The 25,017-nt window shown below is 62.0% G+C and carries 23 protein-coding genes; 15 read left to right on the top strand and 8 right to left on the bottom strand.

Annotated features, from left to right (window positions below; genetic code table 11):
* Positions 1-16: 16 nt before the first annotated feature.
* Together HB376_RS13615 and HB376_RS13610 are read left to right on the top strand one after the other, a co-directional pair.
* Positions 17-847, top strand: a complete 831-nt coding sequence (locus HB376_RS13615) for a CbbQ/NirQ/NorQ/GpvN family protein (protein WP_213764190.1) — start codon at positions 17-19, stop codon at positions 845-847.
* Between the two features lie 9 nt (positions 848-856).
* Entirely contained in the window at positions 857-2,584 is a 1,728-nt protein-coding gene (locus HB376_RS13610; RefSeq protein ID WP_213764189.1) for a hypothetical protein, read from the top strand.
* On the opposite strand, the gene HB376_RS13605 is transcribed toward HB376_RS13610, so the two are convergent.
* The 7 genes from HB376_RS13605 to HB376_RS13575 all read right to left on the bottom strand — a co-directional run bounded on the left by HB376_RS13605 (position 2,585) and on the right by HB376_RS13575 (position 9,665).
* Complete coding sequence (locus tag HB376_RS13605) at positions 2,585-2,887, bottom strand: hypothetical protein (RefSeq protein WP_213764188.1); 303 nt, start codon at positions 2,885-2,887, stop codon at positions 2,585-2,587.
* A gap of 15 nt (positions 2,888-2,902) precedes the next feature.
* Positions 2,903-3,586 carry a tetratricopeptide repeat protein gene (locus HB376_RS13600; RefSeq protein ID WP_213764187.1) on the bottom strand — a complete coding sequence of 228 codons (684 nt, stop codon included), beginning with the start codon at positions 3,584-3,586 and terminating at the stop codon, positions 2,903-2,905.
* Positions 3,583-4,491 carry a hypothetical protein gene (locus HB376_RS13595; RefSeq protein ID WP_213764186.1) on the bottom strand — a complete coding sequence of 303 codons (909 nt, stop codon included), beginning with the start codon at positions 4,489-4,491 and terminating at the stop codon, positions 3,583-3,585. Before HB376_RS13595 ends, HB376_RS13600 begins: the two co-directional genes overlap by 4 nt.
* Positions 4,492-4,509: 18 nt before the next feature.
* Positions 4,510-6,936 carry a N,N-dimethylformamidase beta subunit family domain-containing protein gene (locus HB376_RS13590; RefSeq protein WP_213764185.1) on the bottom strand — a complete coding sequence of 809 codons (2,427 nt, stop codon included), beginning with the start codon at positions 6,934-6,936 and terminating at the stop codon, positions 4,510-4,512.
* Positions 6,937-6,990: 54 nt separating this feature from the next.
* Positions 6,991-7,431, bottom strand: a complete 441-nt coding sequence (locus tag HB376_RS13585) for a hypothetical protein (RefSeq protein ID WP_213764184.1) — start codon at positions 7,429-7,431, stop codon at positions 6,991-6,993.
* Positions 7,432-7,884: 453 nt separating this feature from the next.
* Positions 7,885-8,484: an ANTAR domain-containing protein gene (locus HB376_RS13580; RefSeq protein WP_213764183.1), complete on the bottom strand. Its 600-nt coding sequence runs from the start codon at positions 8,482-8,484 to the stop codon at positions 7,885-7,887.
* Positions 8,484-9,665, bottom strand: a complete 1,182-nt coding sequence (locus tag HB376_RS13575; protein WP_255631332.1) for a transporter substrate-binding domain-containing protein — start codon at positions 9,663-9,665, stop codon at positions 8,484-8,486. Before HB376_RS13575 ends, HB376_RS13580 begins: the two co-directional genes overlap by 1 nt.
* Positions 9,666-10,084: 419 nt before the next feature.
* Between HB376_RS13575 and urtA the strand changes: the two genes are divergently transcribed.
* The 12 genes from urtA to HB376_RS13515 all read left to right on the top strand — a co-directional run bounded on the left by urtA (position 10,085) and on the right by HB376_RS13515 (position 22,655).
* On the top strand, positions 10,085-11,278 hold the full coding sequence (gene urtA / locus HB376_RS13570) for an urea ABC transporter substrate-binding protein (protein ID WP_213764182.1): 1,194 nt from the start codon (positions 10,085-10,087) through the stop codon (positions 11,276-11,278).
* Positions 11,279-11,347: 69 nt separating this feature from the next.
* Positions 11,348-12,250: an urea ABC transporter permease subunit UrtB gene (urtB, locus tag HB376_RS13565; RefSeq protein WP_213764181.1), complete on the top strand. Its 903-nt coding sequence runs from the start codon at positions 11,348-11,350 to the stop codon at positions 12,248-12,250.
* 225 nt (positions 12,251-12,475) lie between these two features.
* Positions 12,476-13,717, top strand: coding sequence for an ABC transporter substrate-binding protein (locus HB376_RS13560; RefSeq protein WP_255631331.1), 1,242 nt, complete (start codon positions 12,476-12,478; stop codon positions 13,715-13,717).
* 13 nt (positions 13,718-13,730) lie between these two features.
* Positions 13,731-14,597 carry a branched-chain amino acid ABC transporter permease gene (locus HB376_RS13555; RefSeq protein ID WP_213764180.1) on the top strand — a complete coding sequence of 289 codons (867 nt, stop codon included), beginning with the start codon at positions 13,731-13,733 and terminating at the stop codon, positions 14,595-14,597.
* A complete protein-coding gene (locus HB376_RS13550; protein WP_213764179.1) occupies positions 14,594-15,649 on the top strand; it encodes a branched-chain amino acid ABC transporter permease in 1,056 nt (351 codons plus the stop codon). Before HB376_RS13555 ends, HB376_RS13550 begins: the two co-directional genes overlap by 4 nt.
* Positions 15,649-16,374 (top strand): ATP-binding cassette domain-containing protein, encoded by a 726-nt coding sequence (locus HB376_RS13545; RefSeq protein WP_213764178.1) that lies wholly within the window; start codon positions 15,649-15,651, stop codon positions 16,372-16,374. The genes HB376_RS13550 and HB376_RS13545 overlap by 1 nt, the downstream gene beginning before the upstream one ends.
* A complete protein-coding gene (locus tag HB376_RS13540; RefSeq protein WP_255631330.1) occupies positions 16,371-17,099 on the top strand; it encodes an ABC transporter ATP-binding protein in 729 nt (242 codons plus the stop codon). Before HB376_RS13545 ends, HB376_RS13540 begins: the two co-directional genes overlap by 4 nt.
* 44 nt (positions 17,100-17,143) lie before the next feature.
* On the top strand, positions 17,144-18,682 hold the full coding sequence (locus HB376_RS13535) for an amidase (RefSeq protein WP_213764177.1): 1,539 nt from the start codon (positions 17,144-17,146) through the stop codon (positions 18,680-18,682).
* 72 nt (positions 18,683-18,754) lie between these two features.
* Positions 18,755-19,504 carry a DeoR/GlpR family DNA-binding transcription regulator gene (locus tag HB376_RS13530; protein WP_213764176.1) on the top strand — a complete coding sequence of 250 codons (750 nt, stop codon included), beginning with the start codon at positions 18,755-18,757 and terminating at the stop codon, positions 19,502-19,504.
* Entirely contained in the window at positions 19,479-20,768 is a 1,290-nt protein-coding gene (locus HB376_RS13525; RefSeq protein ID WP_213764175.1) for a Zn-dependent hydrolase, read from the top strand. The genes HB376_RS13530 and HB376_RS13525 overlap by 26 nt, the downstream gene beginning before the upstream one ends.
* A gap of 5 nt (positions 20,769-20,773) precedes the next feature.
* The gene (locus tag HB376_RS13520) at positions 20,774-21,700 is read left to right on the top strand and encodes a phosphotransferase (RefSeq protein WP_213764174.1); all 927 of its coding nucleotides are present in this window, start codon (positions 20,774-20,776) and stop codon (positions 21,698-21,700) included.
* Positions 21,701-21,713: 13 nt separating this feature from the next.
* A complete protein-coding gene (locus HB376_RS13515; protein WP_255631329.1) occupies positions 21,714-22,655 on the top strand; it encodes a choline/ethanolamine kinase family protein in 942 nt (313 codons plus the stop codon).
* 224 nt (positions 22,656-22,879) lie between these two features.
* Here the strand turns inward: HB376_RS13515 and HB376_RS13510 are convergent, their stop codons facing one another.
* Positions 22,880-24,241, bottom strand: a complete 1,362-nt coding sequence (locus tag HB376_RS13510; protein ID WP_255631341.1) for a carotenoid oxygenase family protein — start codon at positions 24,239-24,241, stop codon at positions 22,880-22,882.
* A 121-nt stretch (positions 24,242-24,362) separates the two neighbouring features.
* On the opposite strand from HB376_RS13510, the gene HB376_RS13505 reads away from it, so the two are divergent.
* Positions 24,363-24,950 carry a TetR/AcrR family transcriptional regulator gene (locus HB376_RS13505; RefSeq protein WP_213764172.1) on the top strand — a complete coding sequence of 196 codons (588 nt, stop codon included), beginning with the start codon at positions 24,363-24,365 and terminating at the stop codon, positions 24,948-24,950.
* The last annotated feature ends 67 nt before the right edge of the window (positions 24,951-25,017 follow it).

Here is a 25,017-nt window from a genome sequence, read left to right as displayed (position 1 = left end):
AACTCAAGGAGCGTCCATGACCCGACCTCACCTGGCGTCCACTACCGAACCGCTCGACGCATGGCGGCTTTCGCGGGAGCCGTGGTATTGCCCCGTGCATCGGGAAACCGAGTGGTTCACGGCGGCTTATCACGCCCGGCTGCCGATCATGCTGAAAGGGCCGACCGGCTGCGGCAAGACGCGGCTCGTGGAATACATGGCGTGGCAACTCGGGCGTCCGCTCGTCACGATTGCGTGCCACGAGGACATGACCGCGGGCGATCTGGTAGGACGCTATCTGCTCGACGGCAACGGGACATACTGGCAGGACGGTCCGCTCACGCAAGCCGTGCGGCACGGTGCGATCTGTTATCTGGATGAAGTCGTCGAAGCGCGTACGGACACGACCGTGGTCATCCATCCGCTGACCGATTCGCGTCGCATCCTGCCCATCGATAAATGCGGCGAAGTGATTGCGGCGCATCCCGACTTTGCCCTCGTGATTTCGTTTAATCCGCACTACCAGCATGTATCGAAGGACTTGAAGCCCTCCACGCGGCAACGCTTTGTCGCCATCGACATGCACTGGCCGGAAGCGGACGTGGAGGCCGGAATCGTGGCGCACGAAACGGGCGTGAGCGTGGACGTCGCCCGGCAACTCGTGACGCTCGCCAGCCGCACGCGCGCGCTCGATGACGCTTCGCTGCCCGAAGGCGCCTCCACGCGCATGCTGATCTACGCCGCGACGCTGATCGCGGGCGGGATGGACGCGGCGTCGGCATGCCGTATCGGCGTGATCCAGCCGCTGACCGACGACCCGGACCTGAGCGCCGCGCTGATCGCGGTGGCCGCCGGCATAGTCGGCTAGGTGACGGCGATGGCACTCGCCGAACCAGGCTCTGTGAATGCCGCGACGCGCGTGCTGGGCTTCTACCTCAAGGCGGCCTGGAACGTCGCGGCGCAGGTTCAGCCATTGATGGCCGCGCGGGAAGATGGCGAGCTGCGCGCGGATCGCCCGGTGCTGACCGATGCGGTCCTGTTTCTGCCCGACGCCCATCTTGCGTGCGATGGCGGGGTCGACGAACGGCGCTTCTATCTTGCCAGTGCCGCCCACGCGGCCGCTCACCTGACGTGGTCCACCGTGCGTTACGAGCGCGGCAAGCTCCGGCCGCTCCAGGTGGCGCTGGTCGGTGCGATCGAGGACGCGCGGGTCGAGCGGCTGGCTATGCAGCGCTATCCCGGGCTGCGCAACTGGTGGCTGCCGTTTCACCAGACCGGCCCGGGCAGCGTGAAGACGGCGACGGCGCTGATGGCACGTCTGTCGCGCGCCTTGCTCGATCCACTCTATGCCGACGATGACGGCTGGGTGAACAAAGGCCGCATGTTGTTCGACGGTGCGTTCCGCGACACAAATGGTTTGGACCCCTTGATATCGCGCGAACTCGGCAATCTGCTTGGCAACGATCTGGGCCAGATGCGCGTGCAGTTCAATGCGAAGACCTATGCGCAGGAAGCGCCGTATCGCGACGACAACAGCCTCGTCTGGCACGCGGAGCCGACGCCGATTGCGCCTGCCCCCGACGATGCACCGGCTGAGCGCAACGCATCGATGCAGGCATCGCGGGACCTGCGCAACCTGCAGGCCGACGATGCCACGCCGCCCCAAAAGGTCGCCGATAGCCCCGGTGAAGTTCACGCGTCGGGGCCGGATGGGCGCGACGACGAGACGCCGTTCACTGTCGTGTCGGTCGCGCGGTATCGCGAATGGGACTACGTGATCCGGCGCTATCGGGCGAACTGGTGCCGCGTCGAGATGCGGCGCGCCGAGCCACCCGATGCGACGATCGTCGCGCCGCAGCCGGATGACGCCGCCGGGCGCCGCGTGCGCGCGATGTTGCGGGCGGCACGGCATCGCGTGGTGGCGGGGAGGACGCGTGCGCACGAAGGAGACGTGCTCGATCTCGATGCCTGCATCGCAGGCCGCGTCGATGCGCGACGCGGCGCAGCCGACGACTTCAAGGCGTTTGTCACCCGGCGAATGCGCCCGGAGAGCGGGCCGCTGGCGGTGCTGCTCGACCTGTCCGCATCGTCGGGAACAGCGGGGCGCATGCAGGGCGCACTGGCATCGAGTTGCGTGCTCGGACGTGCGCTCGCCGCGAGCGAGCGCCGCTTTGCGCTGTACGGCTTCCATTCCGATGGCCGTGAGCGCGTGCTGATTCACCTCTTCAAGGATTTCGACGATGCCTGGAATCCCGCCATCGAACAGCGATTGATGCGCGCGACACCCGGCCTCTCGACGCGTTTTGGCGCAGCGCTCCGGCATATGGGCGAGCAACTCCGGCCGCAGATGACGACAGGGTTACCGGCCTCGGTGTGTGTTGTGTCGGATGGCGTGCCCTATGACATCGACAGCTTCGACCCCCGCTATCTGCGCGATGACATGCGCCGCGCGATCGGCGAACTGGCAGAGCAGGGGATTCGCTGCGCGTGCCTGTCGCCTGATGTTGCGTCGCTCGATGTGGCGGCCGCCATGTTCGGCCGCAATCGCCTGGCGTTGCTGACCGGAGCCGCCGGACTCGCGAACGCACTCAGACGCGTGACATGATCAGGCGTCGACCGTACGCTTCCTGTACATGAACACGAAGCGCGCGGGGGTATCGCCGATAGTCGGCCACGCGCGTTCCAACCGGTACCGCGACGTCATGAATTCGATAACCGCACGGGCCGCTGCCGGCGACAACGCCGGCTTCCACATCCAGATATCGTCAGTGCGATCGAGCGCGAGTTCCCCGAACAGCGCGCTGTCCGGATCGCTGGCCGCGCCGATCACCCAGTCTTCCATGCGGGCGCCGAATTCCTTGATATAGCTGAAGCACTCGAACTTGATCTGCTGCACGCTGTAGTTCATTGCTGTCTCCTGCGGCTAGCCTGGCAACGGCATCAGGCGTGCGGGCGACGCGCCGCTTGCCGTGCGCGAGCGCCATTGATCGAAAAGCGTGGCGCCCGCGCGCTTCTCTTCAACCGACATATCGGTCAGCACATTTTCCAGTGCATTGAGTGCGGTGCCGACACCGTGCTGCGCGGCAAGCGACAGCCACGCGAACGCCTGCACCCGGTCGCGTTCCACACCGCGTCCGGTCGCGTAACTAAAACCCAATCGCGCCTGCGAAGGGTAATGCCCTTGCTCCGCCGCCCGCCGGTACCAACTCGCCGCAGCGGCATCGTCCTGGGCCACGCCGCGCCCCTTTGTGTAGAGGCCCGCGAGATTCGCCTGCGCGAAGGGGTCACCGTTCTCGGCCGCAATCGTGATCCAGCGCACGCCCTCGACCTCGTTCTGCAAGGCCTCGTGTGCCGACAACATCATCGCGCCGAGATTGGTTTGCGCCTGCGTATGGCCCTGGATCGCGGCCCTTTTGTACCACTCGATCGCCCGCGGCAGATCGGCCGGGACGCCTTCGCCGTTCGCGTACAACGCGGCGAGCCACGCTTGCGCGTGTTGATCGCCGGCGTGAGCGAGGGCCTCGAACAACACGAAGGCTTCGTTGAAGCGGCCCTTCGTGTAGTGCGTCACGGCATCGGCCAGACTGGCTTCCTTGACAGGGTTCATAGGTCGTCTCCATTAAAGGTAAGGTCCATGCGATGAGCGATGCGCGCGTCCAGCAGGGTCTCGAACCAGCGGCGCGAATCGGATTCATCGGCTTGGGAATAGGGCGGGATGCAGGCGTGCAGCAGCCGGTCGCGCCACAGAGGCAGCGAATCGGCGCCATATACGCTGAGGCGGCACACCGTACGCTGCAACGCGATGGGTTGAAGCACGACAACACACGTACTCCCCGCATGTGTGAGGACGATCAGGTTCGGGAAGAACCACGATGCATTGACCGTACTGTCGACGCGATGAAAGGACGCGCATCGATCCGTGTCGCCCGGCGCGATCTTTCCTGCTGCGATACGTTGGCCGACATGCTTCCAGTTGCCCTCGATTTCCAGCCACGCGTGACCCTGCCGGGACGGCGCATGATTGGAAAAGCTCGGGGCGGAGGTCGCCTGGAATGCGCTGCCGGCCGGGTCCAGATGAACGAACAGCAAGGCCCCCGCCACGGCAGTCCGTACCCCGAGGAGACGCTCGGGCCGCAGACCGAGATACTGGTGCATCTGCGCACTGGGCTGGCTGGCAGCGTCCGCCAGCAAGGGCGGACGATCGCGGCTGTGCCCGCATGACGTGAACGAACACGACGTCTTCGCGCCCTGCCTGCACTGCAAGGGTATGACGCGGCAGCCGCCGTGCTGCGCAAGATTAAAGCGTCCCGCGAGGCGGCCGCTGGCGAGGCGCTGAACATGCACGGCGTGATCGCCGGCGGTGAAGGGCAACAAGTCGCCCACGCCGGCAATATCCTCGTCGACGCCGACGCAAAGCCATTCGCGGGTCCAGATCGTTTCATCCTCGATCCTGGCGAACGCCAGCGAATGGTAGGCATCGGCGTGCATTCGTGGGGCAACGATTGCACTCATGGCGGGTCTCCCGGAAGATCAGCTCGTTGTGACGACGGCCGGCGATTCATAATCCGCGCGTCCCCGATGCTTGATCGCGCTGTCCGGTGCGACGGGCAGCGGACCATCGGCGCTGAAGCGGTCGAGTACGTTTTGGGTGAGCCGCGAAATGTTGTTGTCGCAGTTGTTCCAGGGCAGCGACCCGCAATACGCGATCGAGCTGAACGCAAAGCAGCCGCCGCCGTTCGGGGTCTCATGGAAGGTGATGTCGGCGCGCACACGCGGATGCACCGTGCCGTCGAGACCTTGCTGGTTGAAGCCGAAGTCTTCCATGACGAGCAGGTACGCTTCAGTGTGCCGTCCGGCCGAAGTCGCAACCGTCAGGATATGCGGCGGCGAGCCGAGCATGGTATCGACAATATCCAGTTCCAGTCCCGCCGCGCCGCCGCCGACCAGACCGAAGTTGCCGAGCTTTTCGTCATACTCGATACCTTCGAACGCCCAGCCGACGCGATCGTCCAGACTCTCGGGCGTGCGCGAAAAATAGCTGGAGATATCGAACCCTTCCGATGACATGCCGGTGCCCGCGACCGAATGGAGATAGCGTCCCCGATAGCGCCACATCCCGCCGAGCTCGCCCGTGCCCTGATGGTAGTACTCGCCCGGATCCGCGCGCCATGTGCGTATGCCCGACTCGCAGCGGCGCATTTCCGTGACGACGCCACGACCGACGTCCTCGTAGGCGGGGTGATACGAATGGACCCAGTACCAGCCGTCCGCGCCCATGTACATGATCCGGCCGCCGCGCTGCGTGTAGTCGTGCAACGCGTCGAGTTGCGCGCCGGAATTGTGCTCGGGGTGGGAACCCGTGATGATGACGTTGTAGTCCTCGAGCCGCGCGAGTCCGTCGTAGGTCAGGTCTTCGTCGGTGAAGACGTCGTACTCGTAACCGAGCGTCTCGAGCCAGTACACCAGATGCAGGTCGGCCGGATATTGCCAGGGCGCCTGGGCGAGGAAGTGGTCGTACTTGGGCCGGATGCTCAGGATCGGACGCAACCGCGTGGAGAGGCAGATGCCGCTGCCGTCGGTGTGGGTATCGTAGATCGATCCGCCATATTCGCGATGCTCGGAGAGGAACATGTTCTGCTGTTGCATGATCGGCACGCGGTACACGAACAGCTCCGCCCCGCCCGCGTTGCAGGCCACGTGTTCATTCGCGTACGCCATGTAGCTGATGGTCGGCACCATCACCGCGATCTTCGACTTCTTCGCGCCGAGCTTCGGCACGATCCAGAAGGGGATGTAATCCTCGTCGCCTTCGGACGTGGTCAGTTTCGCCGCGTAGAAGCGGCTTTTGATGTCCTCCGGCACGGTCCATTCGAAGCTGACATCCCAGCGTGCGTTGTCGAGATCGTCGTCGTGAAAGTGGATCGCGCCATACTCCTTTTGCGCATGCTTCCAGTCGAAGTTGCGACCGGCCCAGTTGTAGCCGGTGAGCGCGCGGGTCGGACAATTCACGAGGGATGCATTGAACTTGTAGGGACCCTGATCGCGGCAAACGATTGTGTCGATGCCATCCGAGAAATCCCACGCAGCGACAATGCATTCCGAAAGCGGTCCGGTCGGGCCGGAATTGCGGCGCTCGGTGAGACCCGGCTGAACGCCTGCCTTCATGGTCTCGATCTCGGCACGCGTGAGCGCGCGATTGCACAGGCGCGGGCTGTCGATCTTGCCGTTGTAATGGCCGCCGATCAACACGCCTTGCGGTAGCGACGAGCGGCCGATAGGGCCGCTTTCCAGGCCTTTGACATAGCCCGCAATGACGAGCGGGTAGTCGGCATGCGCAATGGCATCGGCGAATTGTGCTTCGACCGGCGCAATCACCGGATCAAGCGCATAGACGATCTGCGGTTCGTGATACAGCATGACCGCACCGGTCTTTGCGTCGAATGTGGCGGCGAGAAAGTGCCAGGCGTGATCGCGCAGGCGCGCACCGGTCGTGAAGGTCCTGCCGTTGATGCGCAACTCCGCGCAGCCTTGCTCGTTGATGAACAGGCCGTAGCCCGCATCGTCGGACCATTTGGTGATGAGCCCCTGCGCGCCATGCTTCCAGTAGCGCGCGTCGGTGCAAGGTGTTGTCGGCCAGATCCAGCATTGCAGCGTAAAGCTCTCGACCCGCAGTTGCGGCGCGTCTTCCACATAGGCGTAAGAGCCGCCGTAGACCGCTTGCGCACGGCCATCGTAGGTGGCTTCGCAGTCCGCCATGACGGCTTTTTCAACAAAGCCCGGGCCTCGCGGGTTGGTGTCGCCGTTGATCATTTGCACGATCGACGCGCGATACTGCGCCGGGCCGTCACAGTTGACATAGAACTTGATCGTGTCGCCCGGATGCACGCTGAATTTGTCCGCGTAGCCGGTGAGTCGCATCGCACACATGGTAATGGCTCCTGCCTTCATGCCGCTCATTGAGCGGTGGTCGTAGGGATACAGCATTGAAAGGGACGTTGCTATGCGCGCGAATCAGGTCACCGGCCAGTTGTCGTCGCGGCGCTTGTAGCCCTGCGTATAGTGTTCCGGCATGCCGTCGGTCTCGGGCATCTCGTCCAGGCGCATCAGGAAGATCGCGTGCTGGATGTCCTGTTCGCTCGCGTATACATCGTCTGTGGCGAACACGGGCGGGACGCCGCGAATGCCTGACAGGCGGCCGATGCGCCATTCGGCATCGACCTTCGTGCAGATGATCACCAGTTTGTTTTTCGGCGATGCCCCGCGCATGCGCAGCAGCACGCGCCTGAGATCGGCGTGTTCGTGCGTGCCGCCGGTGACGACGGTGGTGTCGCCGGGCGTGCCGCACTTGAGGACCGAAAAGCCCGCCACGCCATGCATGGACTCGGTGCATTCCTTGTGAAGCGCGATCAGCCGATCGCGTTCCGGCGTTCCTTTCTTCGGAATCGGTATCATGGGTTCATCCTCTTCAAGAAATTTGGAAGGATTACGAATTATTAATGTCGGAGCGCCAATGCAAGCCGATCGGTCCGGCATCCGCTTTACCAGACCGAACCGACGTGTGGCACGCGTCAAAACGCAAAAAGCCCGATCGCCAGGAACACTGGCAAATCGGGCTTTTTGGCCGTTACCGTCCGAGACGTCTTTGTCTCGTTCGGTATCAAGAAGGTGTGCTTTGTTGCTTCCGTTCCGCTTCGATCAACAGAAACGAATACGTGGTGCGTCGATCTTAATGCAACAAGCATGCCCACATTTTTGGGTCATGGCGATTTTACTACCGACGCTTGTGCTGACTGATGCTGCGTGTAGTGCGAGCCCTTGTGCATCAAATTCGCGCCTGGATCATATGTGCAATCGAGGTGCGTCTTCGGATTGCTTTGGTGCGCATCGCACTGCATGCGTGAAGTCTTAAGTCCTGACAGCGGCCGCTCTCACGATTTCGTCGGCTACCGATTCTATGTGCAAGTGATTCACGCGCGCCTGCGTTTGAAGGAGAAGGTAAGCGTCTTTATCGGAGATCTGTTGGGTCTCCATGAGAATCGACTTCGCGAGTTCGATCGTCCGTTGCTTGGCGGATTTTTCTTCCACCCGCCTGATGGTTTTCTCAAGTGTTTTTTGCGTCTTGTGCTGCGCGAGCGTCACCGCAATCGCGGTCAGTATGCCAAACGAACGCACCGGCGACGGAATCACGCTGAACGCATTCAGTTGCATGACCGCCTGAATCACCACGGGGTTCTCATAGGTGACCACTGGAATGATGGGCGGCGCGCCTTCCTGGCCGAGCCACTCGAAATGGCATGCCGCAGTCTGTGGATTCACCGCCATGATCACCAGGTCGACATCGTGGAGCTCCGCGTCCAGGTTGGGCCAGCACACCTGGACCTTGCAGCCGATCCGCTTCAGGTGCCCGAGCAGTTCATCCCGGTCCTGGTCGGGCGGGTGCACGACCGCTATGCGCAGCGAACGTATGTCCTGCAAGGACTGCAGCGTGGGCTGGCTGCGCGTCATCAGCGGCTCCCGGCGACCGTGGGGGCGAAGCTTTCGAATTGACCGCCCTCGGCCGGCTTGTGCGCGATCACGAAGGGATCGGCGCGCACGCGAGCGGGCATCGCGGCGACGATGTCGAATTGCCCTGACGCGTTGCATCGGCCAATACGCGTATGCAGATAAGCGTGGTGATTTTCCTCGTCCATGCGGATGCGTCCTTGCGGCGCATCGAACTCCATGCCCGGTAAAACGCGCAACAGGGACACCGGGTTGTCGCTGCCGGATGACCCCATGCTGCGCATGGCGTTAGCGAGCACGTGCATCTGGAAGTAAGCCGCCTCCCAGCACATGTTGGTGACGGCGTCGCCGCCCATGAAGCGACGGTAATTGTCGATGCAGGCGCGGTTGGTAGGGGTATCAACCGACTGGAAGTAGGAGGCCGAGGTGAAATGGCCTTCGCCGAGATGCGCGCCCATGGCGGCGATTTCCGCTTCCGAGGTCGTCACGCTGGCAATGGGAATGGCGTTCGGGTCGAGGCCGCTTTTTGCGAAGCTGCGGTACAGGCGCTCGACGCCTACGCCGACCACCGTCGAGAAAACGAAGTCCGGCGAAAGCGCGGCAATGCGGTCCGTGATGGCCCGGTAACTGTCTTCGCTCGCGTCGAGCGGTACGTAGATTTCATCGACCGTTTCGCCGCCGCGCTCGAACACGAAGTCTTTCATGATGCGATTCGTCTCGTACGGGTAAATGTAATCCGAGCCGATCATGAACACGCGCGAACCGAAGTTCTCCAGCATGTAGTCCGCGAGCGGCACGCAGGTCTGGTTGGGCAGCGTGCCCGTGCAAAAGACATTGCGGCTGTATTCGAAGCCTTCGTAAAGCGTGGGGTAGAAGAGCAGCGCATTGTGCCGCTCGACCACTGGAATCACGGCCTTGCGGCCACTGGACATGTAGCAGCCCATGAAGAGCCGCACGCCGTCCTCCACGATCAGTTGTTCCAGCATGGAAGCATAGTTCGCGGCAATGGAGCCCGGATCGCGCAGATATAGCTGGATCTGCCGTCCGTTGATACCGCCGGCCCGGTTGATCTCGTCGGCCGCGAAGAGGGTGGCGCTCTGCTGCGTGGATTCGATAAGACCGGTTACCCCCGTGGTCGAATACACCACACCGATTTTCACGGGTTCATACATGGGCGAAGACATAGTGAGCTTCCTGTTGCGCCGACGCGCCTTTTCGTTATTGCCTCGATTCGCCCAAACTTGTGCGCAGGGACCGTGATGCGCACAGTTGAAGTGCGCGTCTGCCACAAATTGGCGTGCCGGATGCAGGCACGGCCAGACGAAAATGGAGACTTCATGAGCTTGCCGCGTCGTCGTTCATTCAATGTATAAGGCGGTGCCAAGCGGCTGGCCGAATCGAATCCGGATGCGGCCATTTTGGCACGAACCTTGCTGACTAACGTTCGTGATCTGGAGCAGCACGCCAGTCCTGAAGTCCGATCATAGTGAATTCCGCCGCATGTGACAAAGGTGTCATTTGCGGCAATGGCCAAAAAGCCCGACAACTAAGTCATCCTTAGTTGCGGGCTTTTTTTCGTTTACCTTTTCTCGATGAAGGCACCATGAAGAATTCTCGCCGCGACTTTTTGAAGACCGCCGCCGCCGCGACTGCCGCCAGTGCGATCCCGGGAGCGCTCATGCTGGGCGCACGCGCGGCAAACGCCGCGGACCCGATCAAGGTGGGCATCCTGCATTCGCTGACCGGCACGATCGCGATCGCTGAAGCCCATGTGGTGGATGCCGAAAAACTCGCTATCGACGAGATCAACGCCGCCGGCGGTGTCATGGGCCGGCCGATTTCGGCGATTGTCGAAGACGGCGCCAGCGACTGGCCGACCTTCGCGGAAAAGGCGCAGAAGCTCGTGGAGAGCGACAAGGTGGCGGCCGTGTTCGGCTGCTATACCTCGGCCTCGCGCAAGGCGGTGCTGCCGGTGTTCGAGCGCTATAACGGCCTGCTCTATTACCCGACGTATTACGAAGGGCTGGAGATGTCGAAGAACATCATGTACACCGGGCAGGAAGCCACGCAGCAAACCATTCCCGCGGTCAACTGGCTGGCGAAGAACAAGGGCAAGAAGTTCTACCTGATCGGCTCGGACTACATCTGGCCGCGTACGACCAACCGCATTGCCAAGTCGGCAATTGCCAAGGCCGGCGGCACGGTGGTCGGAGAAGACTATTTCCCGCTGGGCGCAACCGAGTTCTCGTCGGTCATCAGCAAGATCAAGGCGGCCAAGCCGGACGTGATTCTCTCGACGATTGTCGGTGGTTCGAACGTTGCTTTCTACAAGCAGCTCAACTCGGTAGGCATCACGGGCAAGAACCAGGCAATCATGGCGCTCGCCGTGACCGAGGAAGAGGCGATCGGTATCGGCACGGACAATCTGGTGGGAGTCTATTCGTGCATGGGCTATTTCCAGAGCGAGAAGAACCCCCAGAACGAAAAATTCGTGAAGGCCTTCAAGGCGAAATATGGACAGGACCGGGTGCTGGGCGACACGCTGGAAGCGGCCTATACGGCGGTCTATTTGTGGAAGCTGGGCGTTGAGAAAGCGCAGAGCACCGACGTCGCCAAGGTGGTGGCCGCGTCATCGGGACTGGGCTGGAGCGCGCCCGAAGGGGACGTGCATTTTCATGTCAGCAACCATCACTTGTGGAAGCATTCCCTCATCGGGATGTTCAAACCCGATGGCCAGGTCGACATCATTTACGAATCGCCGCTGATCGAACCGAACCCTTTCCCGAAGCTCGGTTAAGTCGCTTGATGAAGAACATCGGGAGCCTTGTTTCCTTGCGCTCCCGATGTTCGCTTACAGGGTCGCCCCATGTCTCTTGACACCTTTCTCGTCCAGGTATTTAACGGCTTGTCGCTATTCACGGTCCTTGCGTTGATGGCGGTCGGCCTTGCCATCGTCTTCGGATTGATGGGCGTGATCAACATGGCGCATGGCGAACTCATGGCGCTGGGCGCGTATATGACCTATCTGACCGCGGTGATATTCGAGCGCTGGCTTCCCTCTCTGATGGGCGCCTATTTCCTGGTGGGGATCGTGATTGCCTTCACCGTGACCGCGGCTGTGGGTTTCGTGCTCGAACGGGTCATGATCCGCCGTCTCTATCATCGTCCCCTCGACACCATGCTGGCAACCTGGGGGCTCTCGCTGGTGCTCCAGCAGGTGTATCGGCAGATATTCGGGCCGATCGACGTCAGCGTCCCGACGGTGAGCTGGCTGCAGGGCGCCTGGAACGTGACGCCCAACATTGCGCTGCCGCTCAGCCGCATCTTCATTTTGTTCCTGACGTTCGCGGTGGCGCTCGTGGTGTACCTCTTCCTTTTCCGTAGCCGATGGGGGCTGCGGATTCGCTCGGTGATGCAAAATCGCGCGATGGCGGGCGCGGCCGGCATCGATACCGAACGGGTCGACGCCGTGACGTTCGCCGTGGGCTGCGGGCTCGCCGGGATCGCGGGCAGTGCGCTGACCATGCTGGCGTCGACGGGTCCCGCGACAGGGCAGCAGTACATCGTGGACACGTTCATCGTGGTCGTGTTCGGCGGGATCGAAAGCTTGCTGGGAACCTTCCTTTCAGCATTCGCGATCGGCCAGCTTCAGTCGATGTTCGAACTCCTCCTGAGCGGTTCGATGGCCAAGGCGAGCATCCTGCTCCTCGTGATTGTCGCGCTGTATTTCAGGCCGCAAGGGCTGTTCGCGCTGAAGTTGCGGCGATGACGGAGCCACCTCGATTGCCTTCGAGATTTGCCTTCGAGGTAAACAACGCAAGGCGCTTCGCGTGAAGCGCTCAAGCGTCAAGGTGCTGCCGCCAGCACCTTTTATTTTGCCTGATCATGCCCGATTTGCCCGATGTGTTGGTTATTTTGATAAATATCTTGCTTATTTTTGGTTGCCTACACTGGAACCGGGCAAATCAAACACAATCGCATGCGGAGCAAATCGATGACTATGGAATCCGGATCTCGTCGTAAAGCGTTGAAGTTTGGAGCGGCGGCCGCAGCGGGCGTCCTGGTGGGACCGTACGTTACGCGCAACGCATCGGCGGCGGAGCCGATCAAGCTGGGCAGCCTGCTCGACGGAACCGGAGCACTTGGCCTCGAAGGCCGGCGCATGATCCAGGCAACCGAATTCGCGGTCGGCCAGATCAACGATAAAGGCGGCCTGCTCGGACGGCCGGTCAAGCTGATTGCGTACGACACGCAAAGCAGCATCCAGCTCTACACGCAATACGCGCAGCAACTGGTACTGCAGGATAAGGTCGATGTAATCCAGGGCGGCATCACGTCGGCATCGCGTGAAGCCATCCGGCCGATCTTCGACCGCAGCAAGACGCTCTATTTCTACAATACGCAATACGAAGGCGGCGTCTGCGACCGCAACGTGTTCTGCACCGGCACGACGCCCGCGCAGACGGTGGATCACATTGTCGAATATGCGATGAAGAACTGGGGCAAGAAGGTGTACATCGTCGCGGCCGACTACAACTATGGCCACATCACCGCGAGCTGGATGACCAAGTTCGTGAAGGCGGCGGGCGGCACGGTGGTGAATACCGATTTCTTCCCGCTGGACGTCACCAACTTTTCCTCCACCATCAGCCGCATCCAGGAAGCGAAGCCCGACATGGTGCTCTCGGCGCTGGTCGGTGCAAACCACGTGGGGTTTTACCGGCAATGGGCGGCCGCGGGAATGAAGTCGAAGATCCCGGTGGGCGCGACCGTGTTTGGTCTCGGCGATGAACTCACGACCATGGACGCCGCGACCACCGACGGCATCATCACCTGCTTCGGCTTCTACAACAACCTCAACACGCCCAACGCGAATGCGTTCATCAAGGGCATGCAGGCAAAGTACGGACCGAGCCTCACGGACCTCGGCGAACTCGACACCGCTACCTACGAAGGCATCATGCTATGGGCGGAGGCGGTGAAGAAGGCGGGTTCCGTTGAACAGGCGAAGGTGGTGACGGCGCTCGAGACTGGCATCACGATCGAAGGGCCGTCGGGCACCGTCAAGATGGACCCGGCGACGCACCATACCATTCGCAACGCCTATCTCGCGCGTCCGAAAGACAAGGCTTGGGAGATCCTGCAGACCTTCCCGAACCAGTTCCCCTCCGACACGGGCGGCGCATGCGATCTCATCAAGTCACCGCGCACGAACAAGCAGTTCACGCCGGCCTGAGGAGGCGCGACTCATGGATATGACCGGGCTACTCGCCTTCAATGTGCTGACCGGCGTGGCCACGCTTGTGCTGATCACGATCGGCCTCGGCGTCATCTACGGCATGATGCGCATCATCAATCTCGCGCACGGCGAGTTCATGATGCTCGGGGCTTACACGGCCGTGACCGCCAGCACGGCGGGCATCAACATCTGGGTATCGATGCTGATCCTGCCGCCCATTGTTGTCGGCCTCGTCGGTCTGGTCCTGGAACGGACCATCATCCGTTTCCTCTACGGCCGCATGATGGACACGATGCTCGCCACCTGGGGCATCAGTCTCGGTCTCATCGGCCTCATCACGTCGATCTTCGGCAACGTGGTGAAGTCGGTGCAGATGCCCGTGGGTAGTTTTTCGATCGGGCAGTACCACGTGAGCGCGTATAGCCTGGTTATCATCGGCGTTGGCGTGGTCGTGCTGGTGGCGCTCCTGGTGCTGCTGCGCCGCACGCGCTTCGGCCTGATCCTGCGCGCGACGATGCAGAATCCGGCCATGTCGGCGTCGCTCGGCGTGCGGCCGTCGGCGGTCTACATGGCCACGTTCTCACTTGGCGCGGCGCTTGCCGGTCTTGCGGGCGGCGTGCTGTCGCCCATCTCGGGCGTGTCGCCGGGCATGGGCGGCGCGTACATTGCGAAGGCGTTCATTACCGTGCTGGGCGGCGGCCCTGCGATCATCGCGGGGACGGGTCTCGCGGCCGGGCTGTTCGGCGCCATCAATGAAATCGTCTCGTTCCTGTCTACGCCGGTCATCGGCGATATCGCACTGCTGGCTTCAGCGGTCTTGCTGATCCGCATCTTGCCGCAGGGCATTACGGGACGTTTCCTCAGGCGCAGCTCATGAAATCGCTTCGTTCAAGCACCTTTTCAGGCGGCACGCTGGTGGTCGTCGTTTGCCTCGTGGTCATGTTCGCGCTGCCCCGCACAATCAGCGCGTTCGGCGTGATGCAGGCAACGCTGTTCGCGGGCATGGCGATCTACGGCCTGAGCCAGGGTTTCGTGTGGGGTTACGCGGGCATCCTGTCGTTCGGGCAGGCCGCGTTTCTCGGCATTGGCGCCTACACGTACGCCATTGCGGCGATCAATCTCGGCGACACCACTTTGGCCGCCGCGTTGTCGATCATCGCGCCCATGTTGTTCGCGGCGTTGCTTGGCTACTTCATGTTCTACGGCCGTATCTCCGATGCCTACATTGGCGTGATCACGCTGACTGTGTCCGTGATCCTGTTCGAGTTGATGAACTCGACCTCGGGCAGCCAGTATCACATCGGCGATGCGGTGCTGGGCGGCTTCAACGGCATCCCCGCCATTCCGGTGTTCGCGCCGCCCGGCAAACCGGACGAGCCGCTGGACCAGATCGGCGTCTGGTATATCGCAATGGGCGCGCTGATCGTGGTGTACGCGCTGCTGAAATGGATCCTTGCGTCACGCTTCGGACGCGTTGTGGTGGCTATCCGCGAGAACGAAACGCGTGCGATGCTGATCGGCTATGACCCGCGCATGTACAAGCTGCTGTCGTTCGTCGTTGGCGCAGGCATTGCCGGAGCGGCGGGCTGCATCTTCGCGAACTGGGGCGGCTTCATCAGCCCGACCGTGTTCGCGCTCACCATGTCGGCGCAGGTGATCATCTCGGTGCTGATCGGCGGACTGGGGACACTGATCGGGCCTATTCTCGGTGCGGTCGCGATCCAGTATCTGATCAACATTGCGGGCACGCAGCATGTCATCGATCCAAGCCTGGGCCTGGGCATCGTGCTGGTGGCGTTCGTGCTGCTCGTGCCGCAAGGCGTCGTGCCGGTCGCACGCGCGCTGTTGCTGCGCGTGACTTCGCCATCCAGGGGGAACGCGGCCTCGTCGTCTACCTCATCGTCCGCCGCCAAACCGGAGTCACGCTGATGAATGCGCTTCCTCCGCTTCTCCAGGCACAAGGCGTCACCATGCGCTTTGGCGGTGTGACCGCCGTTCGCGCCGTCGACTTCACCTTGCGGGAAGTCGAACTGCGATGCCTCATCGGCCCGAATGGCGCGGGTAAAAGCACCTTCTTCAAGATGCTGACCGGGCAGTTGAAGCCGACCGAGGGCAGCATCCATTTTCGCAGCCACGATATCACCGGCAGCAACCCGCATCAGATCGCTCGCCTGGGCGTGGGCATCAAGACGCAGGTGCCTAATGTGTTCAACGGACTCAGCGTGCGCGAGAACGTGTTCATTGGTGCGGGCCGGCGCAAGTCGCTGGCTCACGCCCGGCGTATCGTCGATGAAACCCTGACGCGGCTCAAGCTGGACGGCATCGCCGAGCGGATCGTCGGCCAACTCGCGCACGGGCAACGCCAGTGGGTGGAAATTGCAACGGTGCTTGCTCAGGAACCCGAACTGATTTTGCTCGACGAACCTGCTGCCGGAATGAACCATGAAGAGGTGCATCGCACGGCGGAACTGATCCAGGAAATCAACAAGACGCAGGCGCTGGTGGTCGTGGAGCATGACATGCAGTTCATTCGCATGATCGCGCGTACCGTGACCGTATTCTCGCAGGGCGCGGTGCTGGTGGAAGGGTCGGTGGATACCGTGTTGTCGGACCAGCGCGTGAAAGATGTATATCTCGGGAGGCGTGCGGCATGATCGATGAAAACGCAGGCGCAGTGCTGTTCGAGGCGACCGGGTTGTGTTCCGGTTATGGGCGCATCCCGATTCTCAACGAGGTTAATTTTTCAGTGAAGCAGGGCGAGCGCGTGGGCATTCTCGGCCATAACGGCATGGGCAAGACCACGCTGCTGCGCACGTTGACCGGGCACTTGCCGACCACGTCCGGGCAGGTGCGTTTCAACGGCGTTGACATCACGCATGACAGCGCAACGGCGCGCGCCAAAGCGGGAATTGGCTACGTGCCGCAGGGGCGTGAGATCTTCCCGACCCTGAGCGTGATGGAAAACCTGCGCGTAGGCTGCCTGCTGTCAAAGCGTGGCGAGAGCGAGACCATCGCGGAAATCCTTGAGCTGTTTCCACGGCTGAAGGCGTATCTCGACCGGGCGGGCGGTGCGCTCTCGGGCGGCGAGCAGCAATTGCTGGCGCTCGCGCGATGCCTGTGCGGCGGCCCGCGCATCGTGTTGCTCGATGAACCGACAGAAGGGATTCAACCTTCGATCATCGATGAAATCATCGACACGCTGAAGAGCGTCGCGGAGCAGCGCAGCCTGACCATCTTGCTGGTCGAGCAGAACCTCAACTTCATTGCGTCGCTGTCGCAGCGCATCCTGATTCTGCAGAAGGGCACGGTCACGCGCGAGATTCCGCCCGAGATCGTCACCGACCCGGCCATGCTCGACGAGTTTGCCGGCATTGCCTGATCCATTTCACTCATTCATCGCTCGTTTGAAACCGGAACTTTTCCATGACCCACACGACCCCCGATGTCATCGAACTCACCGTTGCGCAAATCCAGTCCGGCTTCGCGAACGGCGCCCTGACCTCCGAGTCGCTGACCGCGGCGTTCCTCGAACGCATTGCGCAAATCAATCCGCGCTATAACGCGATCATCTTCCTGAATCCCCAGGCACTTGACGACGCACGCGCCATCGACGCACGCCGCGCGGCCGGCGAAGCGCTCGGCCCGCTCGCGGGCGTGCCGGTCGTGGTGAAGGACACCATGGACATGGCCGGTTTCCCCACGACCGGCGGCTGGACGCTTCTTTACAGCCCGACGGGCGGCGTCGACCTGATGCCGGCCACGGACTCGCCGGTCGTGGCTCGCATGCGCGCGGCCGGCTGCGTGATTCTCGGCAAGACGAACGTGCCGGTGCTGAGCGCCACGGGTTCGCACGCGAACGATAGCTGGGCCGGCCCGACGCTCAACTCGGTGGACACATCGTTCATGCCGGGCGGCAGCAGCGCGGGCACGGCGACGGCGGTCGGCACGAGCATGGCCGTTCTTGGCCTTGCCGAAGAAACCGGGGGATCGATCCAGAATCCTGCATCGGCGCAGGCGCTGGTCGGCATCAAGCCAACCTTCGCGCTCGTGCCTAATGCGGGTGTGATGCCGCTTGCCGGCAGCACGCGCGACGTAGTCGGTCCTATCGCGCGTTGCGTGCGGGACGCGGCGCTCACACTCGACGTGCTCGCGGGTTTCTGCGAGGAAGACCTGAAGACCGTGGCGGGCGTGGGAATGAAGCCGCGCGGCGGTTACGCGGCCGACTTGCGCGATGACGCGCTCAAGGGCAAGCGGCTCGGGCTTTACGGACCAGGATGGCGCGCGCGGGCGTTATCGGAGGAAACCATCGCGCTGTATGAGCGCGCGCAGAAAGAGCTCGAAGCACGCGGCGCGATTCTCGTCGATGACCCGTTTGCCGGCAGCGGTTTCGCGGCGCTCGGCAAGCCGGCGCCAGGCTCCGATCACTTCGATGCACGCGGCATGGAAAGCCTCCCATACGACATGCAGAAGTACCTTGAACGCCTCGGCCCGGGTAACACGATCAGGACGTGGACAGATTTCGTCAATGCCACCCGCGCCGAAGATCCGTTCGGTCCGTCGGGCGTGCTGACCTACATGTCCACACTGCCCGACATGGAAGCGAACTTGCGAAATGCCGCGGCGCCGCCGGTGATCAATGCGTTCTATGCACTGCGCGAAACCTATCTTTCGATCTTCGAAGACGTCATGACGAAGCACGCGCTCGACGGCCTCGTGTTCCCGCAACTGCGCGATGCATTGCCGCCACGCGAAGGCACGGAAACGCTGCACGAAACGACCGTGTGCGAGATCAATATTGCCGGGCTGCCGGGGGTGACGCTGCCGGCTGGATACTACGAATCGGGCTCGCCGTTCAACCTGATCTTCGTCGGCCGCCGATGGAGCGAGCCGGCGCTGCTCGCGATGGCTTACGATTACGAAACCGCCGGGGCGCACCGGCGAACGCCCGTCCTGCAGCCGTGAGGACGGCCGCTATCGTGTCATGGTGCAATCGCGTCATGGTGCAATCGTGAACACGCAGGAACAGAACAAGTTATGTCCGAGCATCGATATCAGGAGATCCTGACCCGGCTTCGGGACAACGGGCGCGTCTCGGTGACGCCGCTTGCGAAGCTGCTGAGCGTGTCGGAGGAAACCATCCGCCGCGACCTGAAGGAACTGGAGCAAAGCGGCATGCTGCGGCGTATCTATGGCGGCGCGGTGCCGCCACGGCTCGACGTGGAACGTCCCGTGACCGAGCGCGGCAAGGTCAATGTGCGCGGCAAGGCGCGCGTCGCGGAACTGGCGCAGACGCTGGTCGAGGACGGCATGTCGGTGTTCATCGATTCGGGCACGACCACCATTGCGTTCGCGCGCCGGCTGATCGGGCGCAACGTGACGGTGACGACCAATTCCATCGACATTGCGCTGCTGCTCGGCACCAGCGTGAGCCGCGTGAACCTGACGCCGGGCATGTTGCGCGGCAAGGACAACGCGCTTGTGGGTTACGAGACGCTCTCGTACGCGCGGCGCTTTTTCTACGATGCCGCGTTCATGGGGATCGCTGCATGCGACCTGAAGCACGGCTGGATGGACTACGAAGAACACGAATCGAACCTGCGCGGCGTGCTGAAGTCACAAGCGCGCTTGTCGGTGATCCTCGCCGACATCGACAAGTTCGGGCGCGAGGCTTACCTGAATACGTTTCCCATTACCGAAAAGGTGACGGTGGTCTGTGACCGCGCGCCATCTGCGCCATTCAAGGAAATTTTTGCAGAGCATGACATCGAACTCATCCATTCCTGAGACATCTGAAACGGGCAAGCTCACCCACCTGCTTGCCCATTTCGCCCAGTTTGGCGGTTTAACCACGGGCGGCGTGACTCGCCTGTGTGCAAGCGCGGCGGACGGAGAAGCGCGCGATGCGTTCGCGACGCTGCTGCGTGACGCAGGCGCCGAGGTTCTCACCGACGGCGTTGGAAATCAGTTTGGCATCTTCAGGCTGGCGCATCGCGCCGGCGCGCCGCTCGTGATGATGGGCTCGCATCTCGACAGCCAGCCCCGCGGCGGCCGCTTCGACGGCGTGCTCGGCGTGCTGGCGGCATTCGAGGCGGGACGCCGCCTGATGCTTGCGAAGCACGCCGGCGCATCGTTCGACTGCGATTTTTGCGCGGTCAACTGGACCAACGAGGAGGGCGCGCGATTCCGCCCGAGCTTGCTCGGCAGCGGGACGTTCGTCGGCAAGATAACCATGGACGATGCACTCGCGAGCCGCGACGATGACGGCGTGACGCTCGCCGACGCTCTCGCTGCGATAGGCTACCGTGGCAAGGATGCGCCGCCTCCCGCGCCTTCCTGCTACGTGGAGCTGCATGTGGAGCAGGGCGCGCTGCTGGAAGCGGACAACGTTCCTATCGGAATCGTCACGCGCAACTGGGGCGCGGCGAAGATGGATGTGTCGTTCAAGGGCGAGCAGGCGCATACGGGTCCTGCAAAAATGGACGCGCGCCGCGATGCACTGTTTGCAGCGGCGCAGGTGATCTGCGACGTGCGCGCGATCGCCCACAAGTGGCATGACCGCATTCATACCTCGGTGGGAAGGCTTGTTGTGCAGCCCAACTCTCCTAACGTGGTGCCCTCGCAAACGGAACTGTCCATAGAAATGCGCGCTATCGAGGACAGTATTCTCCAGGAAGCTGAAACCATCGCGATCCAGGCAATCGAGCGGGCCGCGCGGCTCGCTAATGTCACGTTCGAGATCGTCAATCGCACGAGCCGGCCGATTCGGGTGTTGCCTTCGGCGGTGGGCGAACTCGTGAAGGTTTGCGCGCGGGCAGCGGGCGTGCGCAGCCGGGAGATCGATACCGTGTCCGGTCACGACGCACTTAGCCTGCTCGACACATGTCCCACCGGACTCGTATTCGTGCCGAGCATCGGCGGCATTGCGCACAACGAAAACGAGGACACGCACACGGACGATCTCGATACAGGCATGACGGTGCTCATGGACGTGGCCACCCGTCTCTGCCAGTCGGGCGGCGACCCCGTGATCGCAGCGGCGAGAGGCTGATTCCCATGTCCATATCGCCAAGCGTGGACGTCGCGCTCCATTCAATCGATGCCTGGGCGAACCGCCGGATCAGCTATGAACACGCGCTTTCACCGGTCATGTCGCCGATGCATCGCGGCGTCTCGAGCGAGTGCTTGCGCGTGGGTATCGACGACGCGCCGCCGGCGTTCTTCGTCAAGATAGCGCATCCTGATCTGGCTGAAACGGTGGACACGGGGGCATCGTTTCGCGCCGCTGCCGCCGTGGCCGCAATCGGTCTCACGCCAAGCCCGCGTCATTCAAACGAAGCGTTCGGTATAACCGTGTTCGATCTGCTCGACGAAACCTGGCAGACCGCCCATCTCGACGACCTCGCCGTGCCGCCCACGTTTGAAAAACTGCTCGCGGCGAAGCGCGCGATCCATGCGCTCCCGCAATTCGAACGCGATTCGAACGTCTTCGATCGCATCGGCCGTCTCGCTGCTTCCATGACGTTGACGGCAGACCTTGCAGCACTGACAGCGACCGCGTCGCGCATGAGCGCCGCCATGGCCGCTTCCGGCATCGACATGTGTCCCTGTCACGCGGACGGCGTGACATCCAACGTGATGCTGCGTGAGGACGGCGCGTTGCAACTCGTCGATTTCGACGAAGCCGCCAACACCGATCCCGCATTCGACCTTGCCGTGACGTTAAACGAAATCCTGCCGGCGCTTTCTGCGTGGCCGGCAGCGCTGGAAATGGCGAACGGCCACGTCACGGACGCGGAGCTCGCGCGCAGCCGTTGCTACGCATTCGCCGACGACCTGCGCTGGGGACTGTGGGGATTGAAGATGAACGCAACGTCGCCACGCCGCCATATAGAGTTCCTGAAGTATGCGCAATGGCGTCTGCTGCGTTGCTCGATGGCGTCGTCGCGCATCGATGCCGACGGCTTGCTCAAGCTGATCTGAAAGGGCGATGACGATGCAGACAAAAATGCTGGGCAGTGGCTCAAGCGACGCCGAACGGGAAATTGAAGCCGTGTTGCGCGGCGTCCAACCCTGGAACGGCCGCACGTTGCGATATGCGCCCGTAGCGGGCGGTATCAGCAATAGCAACTGGCGTGTCTGGCTGGACGGCGAAGTGTCCAGTTATTTCGTCAAGGTGCCGGGCCGCGGAACAGAGCAGTTCATCGACCGGAAGGCGGCGTTCGCGGCGAGCAAGCAGGCTGAAAGCATTGGCATCGGGCCGCGCTTATATGACTATGCGGCAGAACTAGGCGTGGAGATCAACGACTTCGTGGAGGGGCGCACCACGTGCTCGAACCGCGATTTTCTCGATGCGCCGGTTCGCGCTTCGGTCATGAACGCATACCGCGCGCTGCATGCCTCGCCATTGTTGCCGTTGACCAAGACCATTTTCGATCTGATCGATGAACATGTTGAGCAGGTGCGCCAGGCGGGTGGCAAGCTGCCCGCCGATTTCCCGCGGCTCTATAGGGAATACACCCGTGCACGTGCCGCGCTGGAAGCATCGGGACTGGATATTGTCCCGTGTTTCAACGATCCCATGCCAGGCAATTTTCTCCGCGATGAGGCCGGGACAATCCTTCTGATCGACTACGAATACGCATCGAATAACGACCGATGCTACGACTTGGGCGCGTTGAGCGGCGAGATGTTTTTTACGCGTGAGGTCGAAGAAGAAATGGTCGAGTCCTACTTCGGCAGCGTGAGCCCGGCGAACCTGGCGCGTGTCACCGTGCACAAGGCGCTTGCGGATCTGAAATGGGCGACCTGGTCGATGCTTCAGAACGAAATATCGACGCTCGACTTCGACTACTTCAAATACGGCGCGTGGAAATTCATGCGTGCGCGCTCCGTGATCGATGAACCTGCGTGGAACGAGCTCTTGCGCAGTTGTTGAGTGAGCATGATGTAATCAGGATACCTTTCTTTTTTCATAAGTTCGCCCTGAGCCCCGTTCAACCAGCTCATGACGTTCTGCGCAATGAACATGTGTTCCGAGGAACTCGAATGAGTCTTCGCGCAATGTCAGCCAGTCAGCCAGTCAGCCAGTCGGTCAGACGCTTTTCGCCCCGCACGAGGCAATGTCCGCTCAAGGGCGATGCGTCTGATGCGTCAGATGCATCACGAGGACGGACCAGTATCCGCGGCCCAGCCGCCGTGGAAACCGAATGGCACGCGAACCGGTAGGCGGATAGTCGCGATTGGGTCGCCTGCGAAGTCCTGCGCGTCGAGAATGACCACGTCACTGAGGTTGCGGTTGCCATCGTAGACGTAGGACATGATCCAGCCGTCGTCCTCCTGAACGGCGCCGGGGCGTCGCACGAACACCGGCTCAAGCGTCATTCGGCCAGCGCCGTAGTCATGCACTTCAGATGTGCCGCGCAGCATGTCGTGCTTCCTGGCCGGACCAAACGAAACCTGATCGCCCCAGTGCGCCGTATAGGCATACCGATAGGCCTGCCCTTCAAAGCGACCATTGATGCGCGGAAATTCATTGCCGCGATCGTCAAGTACGGTTTCGCTCAACCGGCCGCTGCTGCGCTCGAGCGTCCAGCGGACGAGAACCGGCACGCCCTCGTTGGGACCGTGATGATCGCGCTCGAACATGCGCGGATGGCGGATGAGGTCGATGATCGTGCGATCGCCCTCGTCATAAGCATTGACGAAGTGGAAGACGAAGCAGCGAGGAGCCGAAAACCATTGAAGACGCGACACGTCGCCGTCCCGTGGCAGCAGACCGATTCTGGAATCGCGACTTTCATCCCATATCCACGGGAAAGCCGTTCGCGCGGTCTGCGGCTGGAAGGTCACGGGCAAGTCAGGCACAACGATAAATGATGCCGTGAACGCAACGTCGTGAATGAGCGGGATGTGGGGTAAGTCGATACGTGCCTTGGTGGTGGCGCGACCGTTTCGGTCGACTGAAACGTACCGGATCGGCTGTTCGGGTTCGTACGTCAAAGCGTGTTGTTCGCCGGTGATGGGGTCGAACTTGGGGTGCCCTGTGAAGCCGGTCTCCAGCGTCCCGTCGAAGTCAGAGCGCGCGACGCTCTCCAGTTCGTAATCGAGCTCGACCGGTAAGTTGCCAGCTTCGACGACCGCATACACCTTGTCCCCGACTCGCGTGAAATTTGTATTTACTGGCCCGTCACGGTGCTGCGGCGCGGGGCCTGGTATTGGCTCACGGCCCAAGGCCGCAGACGCATCTGCGTCCTTTACGAAGCGGCTCCGGAACCATTCAGCCTTGCCGTCGCGAAGCCGCAAGCCATGCACCATGCCCGATGCAGCAAACCAGTGATAGCGGGCCACATCTGGCACCGTCACCGGATTGGGGCCGATTCGCAGGAAGCGGCCGTTAAGTTCCTCGGGGATGCTCCCCGTTACCTTCAAGTTGAAAGCGGTCGTTTCGACCTCGACTGGCGCGAAATTGCCAGACAGATAGGTTTTTCCCGATGAGATGGGGTGGACGGGTTCGTGGGTCATTGGGGTCATTGGTGTCATTTGGGTCGCTACTCGTAATGTGATGAGGTATCATTTTGATGCCCTTCCCAGTCGGGAGTCAAGAAAAAGTTATGACCTATCACATTGGCCTCAAAACATGGTTATGAGTAAAGACACGACGACAAAGACGCCCGAGAAACGATCCCGGGGCCGCAAGACCTATCACCATGGCGATCTGCGACGGGCATTGCTCGACGCCGCGCGCGAGGAGATCACGGCGAACGGCGCCCAGAGTCTGACGCTCGCTTCACTTGCACGGCGTGCCGGCGTCGCTCAGTCGGCACCCTACCGCCACTTTGTGGACCGGGATGACCTGCTGTTTGCGGTGGCGGTGGAAGGATTCCATGAGTTTTCAGCGGCGCTGCGCCATGCGGCGGAATCTGGAGGAGACGATGGTTACGTCAGGCCTATGGCTGCGGCGTACCTGCGGTTCGGCGAGCAAAATGTGGAACTTTATCGATTGATGTTCGCCTCGCGCCTGGTTCCCGATGCCGCGCCGGATAGCCCGCTGAGCCAGGCGGCAGAGGAAAGCTATCAATTGCTGCTCGCGGGCGTCTCGGTCCGTGGCCGTAGCGGGCCATTGAGGTCTGCCACGGCGGTGTGGGCCCAGTTGCATGGACTGGTCATGCTGAAGGCGGACGGCTTCGTGCCGCAAGCACTTGAAACTTTGCTGGCGGAGCTTGCTCTTTAAGCTTTCCAGGGAGATTCCACAGTTCGTTTTCGAGCGGCCATTCAAGTCGCGCGGACCTGAACGGCTG

The sequence above is a fragment of the Caballeronia sp. dw_19 genome, from assembly GCF_018449515.1.
GTDB lineage: Bacteria > Pseudomonadota > Gammaproteobacteria > Burkholderiales > Burkholderiaceae > Caballeronia.
The sequence above is the reverse complement of the archived record's forward strand: the minus strand, read 5'-3'. Positions and strand labels throughout refer to the sequence as shown.

Coding starts and splice junctions, on each gene's coding strand:
- HB376_RS13600 (WP_213764187.1), bottom strand. CDS start 3,586: ATGAACCCTGTCAAGGAAGCCAGTCTGGCCGATGCCGTGACGCACTAC.
- HB376_RS13595 (WP_213764186.1), bottom strand. CDS start 4,491: ATGAGTGCAATCGTTGCCCCACGAATGCACGCCGATGCCTACCATTCG.
- HB376_RS13515 (WP_255631329.1), top strand. CDS start 21,714: ATGCAGACAAAAATGCTGGGCAGTGGCTCAAGCGACGCCGAACGGGAA.
- HB376_RS13575 (WP_255631332.1), bottom strand. CDS start 9,665: ATGTCTTCGCCCATGTATGAACCCGTGAAAATCGGTGTGGTGTATTCG.
- HB376_RS13555 (WP_213764180.1), top strand. CDS start 13,731: ATGGATATGACCGGGCTACTCGCCTTCAATGTGCTGACCGGCGTGGCC.
- HB376_RS13545 (WP_213764178.1), top strand. CDS start 15,649: ATGAATGCGCTTCCTCCGCTTCTCCAGGCACAAGGCGTCACCATGCGC.
- HB376_RS13530 (WP_213764176.1), top strand. CDS start 18,755: ATGTCCGAGCATCGATATCAGGAGATCCTGACCCGGCTTCGGGACAAC.
- HB376_RS13505 (WP_213764172.1), top strand. CDS start 24,363: ATGAGTAAAGACACGACGACAAAGACGCCCGAGAAACGATCCCGGGGC.
- HB376_RS13540 (WP_255631330.1), top strand. CDS start 16,371: ATGATCGATGAAAACGCAGGCGCAGTGCTGTTCGAGGCGACCGGGTTG.
- urtB (WP_213764181.1), top strand. CDS start 11,348: ATGTCTCTTGACACCTTTCTCGTCCAGGTATTTAACGGCTTGTCGCTA.
- HB376_RS13615 (WP_213764190.1), top strand. CDS start 17: ATGACCCGACCTCACCTGGCGTCCACTACCGAACCGCTCGACGCATGG.
- HB376_RS13510 (WP_255631341.1), bottom strand. CDS start 24,241: ATGACCCACGAACCCGTCCACCCCATCTCATCGGGAAAAACCTATCTG.
- HB376_RS13605 (WP_213764188.1), bottom strand. CDS start 2,887: ATGAACTACAGCGTGCAGCAGATCAAGTTCGAGTGCTTCAGCTATATC.
- HB376_RS13610 (WP_213764189.1), top strand. CDS start 857: ATGGCACTCGCCGAACCAGGCTCTGTGAATGCCGCGACGCGCGTGCTG.
- HB376_RS13535 (WP_213764177.1), top strand. CDS start 17,144: ATGACCCACACGACCCCCGATGTCATCGAACTCACCGTTGCGCAAATC.
- HB376_RS13550 (WP_213764179.1), top strand. CDS start 14,594: ATGAAATCGCTTCGTTCAAGCACCTTTTCAGGCGGCACGCTGGTGGTC.
- HB376_RS13520 (WP_213764174.1), top strand. CDS start 20,774: ATGTCCATATCGCCAAGCGTGGACGTCGCGCTCCATTCAATCGATGCC.
- HB376_RS13560 (WP_255631331.1), top strand. CDS start 12,476: ATGACTATGGAATCCGGATCTCGTCGTAAAGCGTTGAAGTTTGGAGCG.
- urtA (WP_213764182.1), top strand. CDS start 10,085: ATGAAGAATTCTCGCCGCGACTTTTTGAAGACCGCCGCCGCCGCGACT.
- HB376_RS13585 (WP_213764184.1), bottom strand. CDS start 7,431: ATGATACCGATTCCGAAGAAAGGAACGCCGGAACGCGATCGGCTGATC.
- HB376_RS13525 (WP_213764175.1), top strand. CDS start 19,479: ATGACATCGAACTCATCCATTCCTGAGACATCTGAAACGGGCAAGCTC.
- HB376_RS13590 (WP_213764185.1), bottom strand. CDS start 6,936: ATGAGCGGCATGAAGGCAGGAGCCATTACCATGTGTGCGATGCGACTC.
- HB376_RS13580 (WP_213764183.1), bottom strand. CDS start 8,484: ATGACGCGCAGCCAGCCCACGCTGCAGTCCTTGCAGGACATACGTTCG.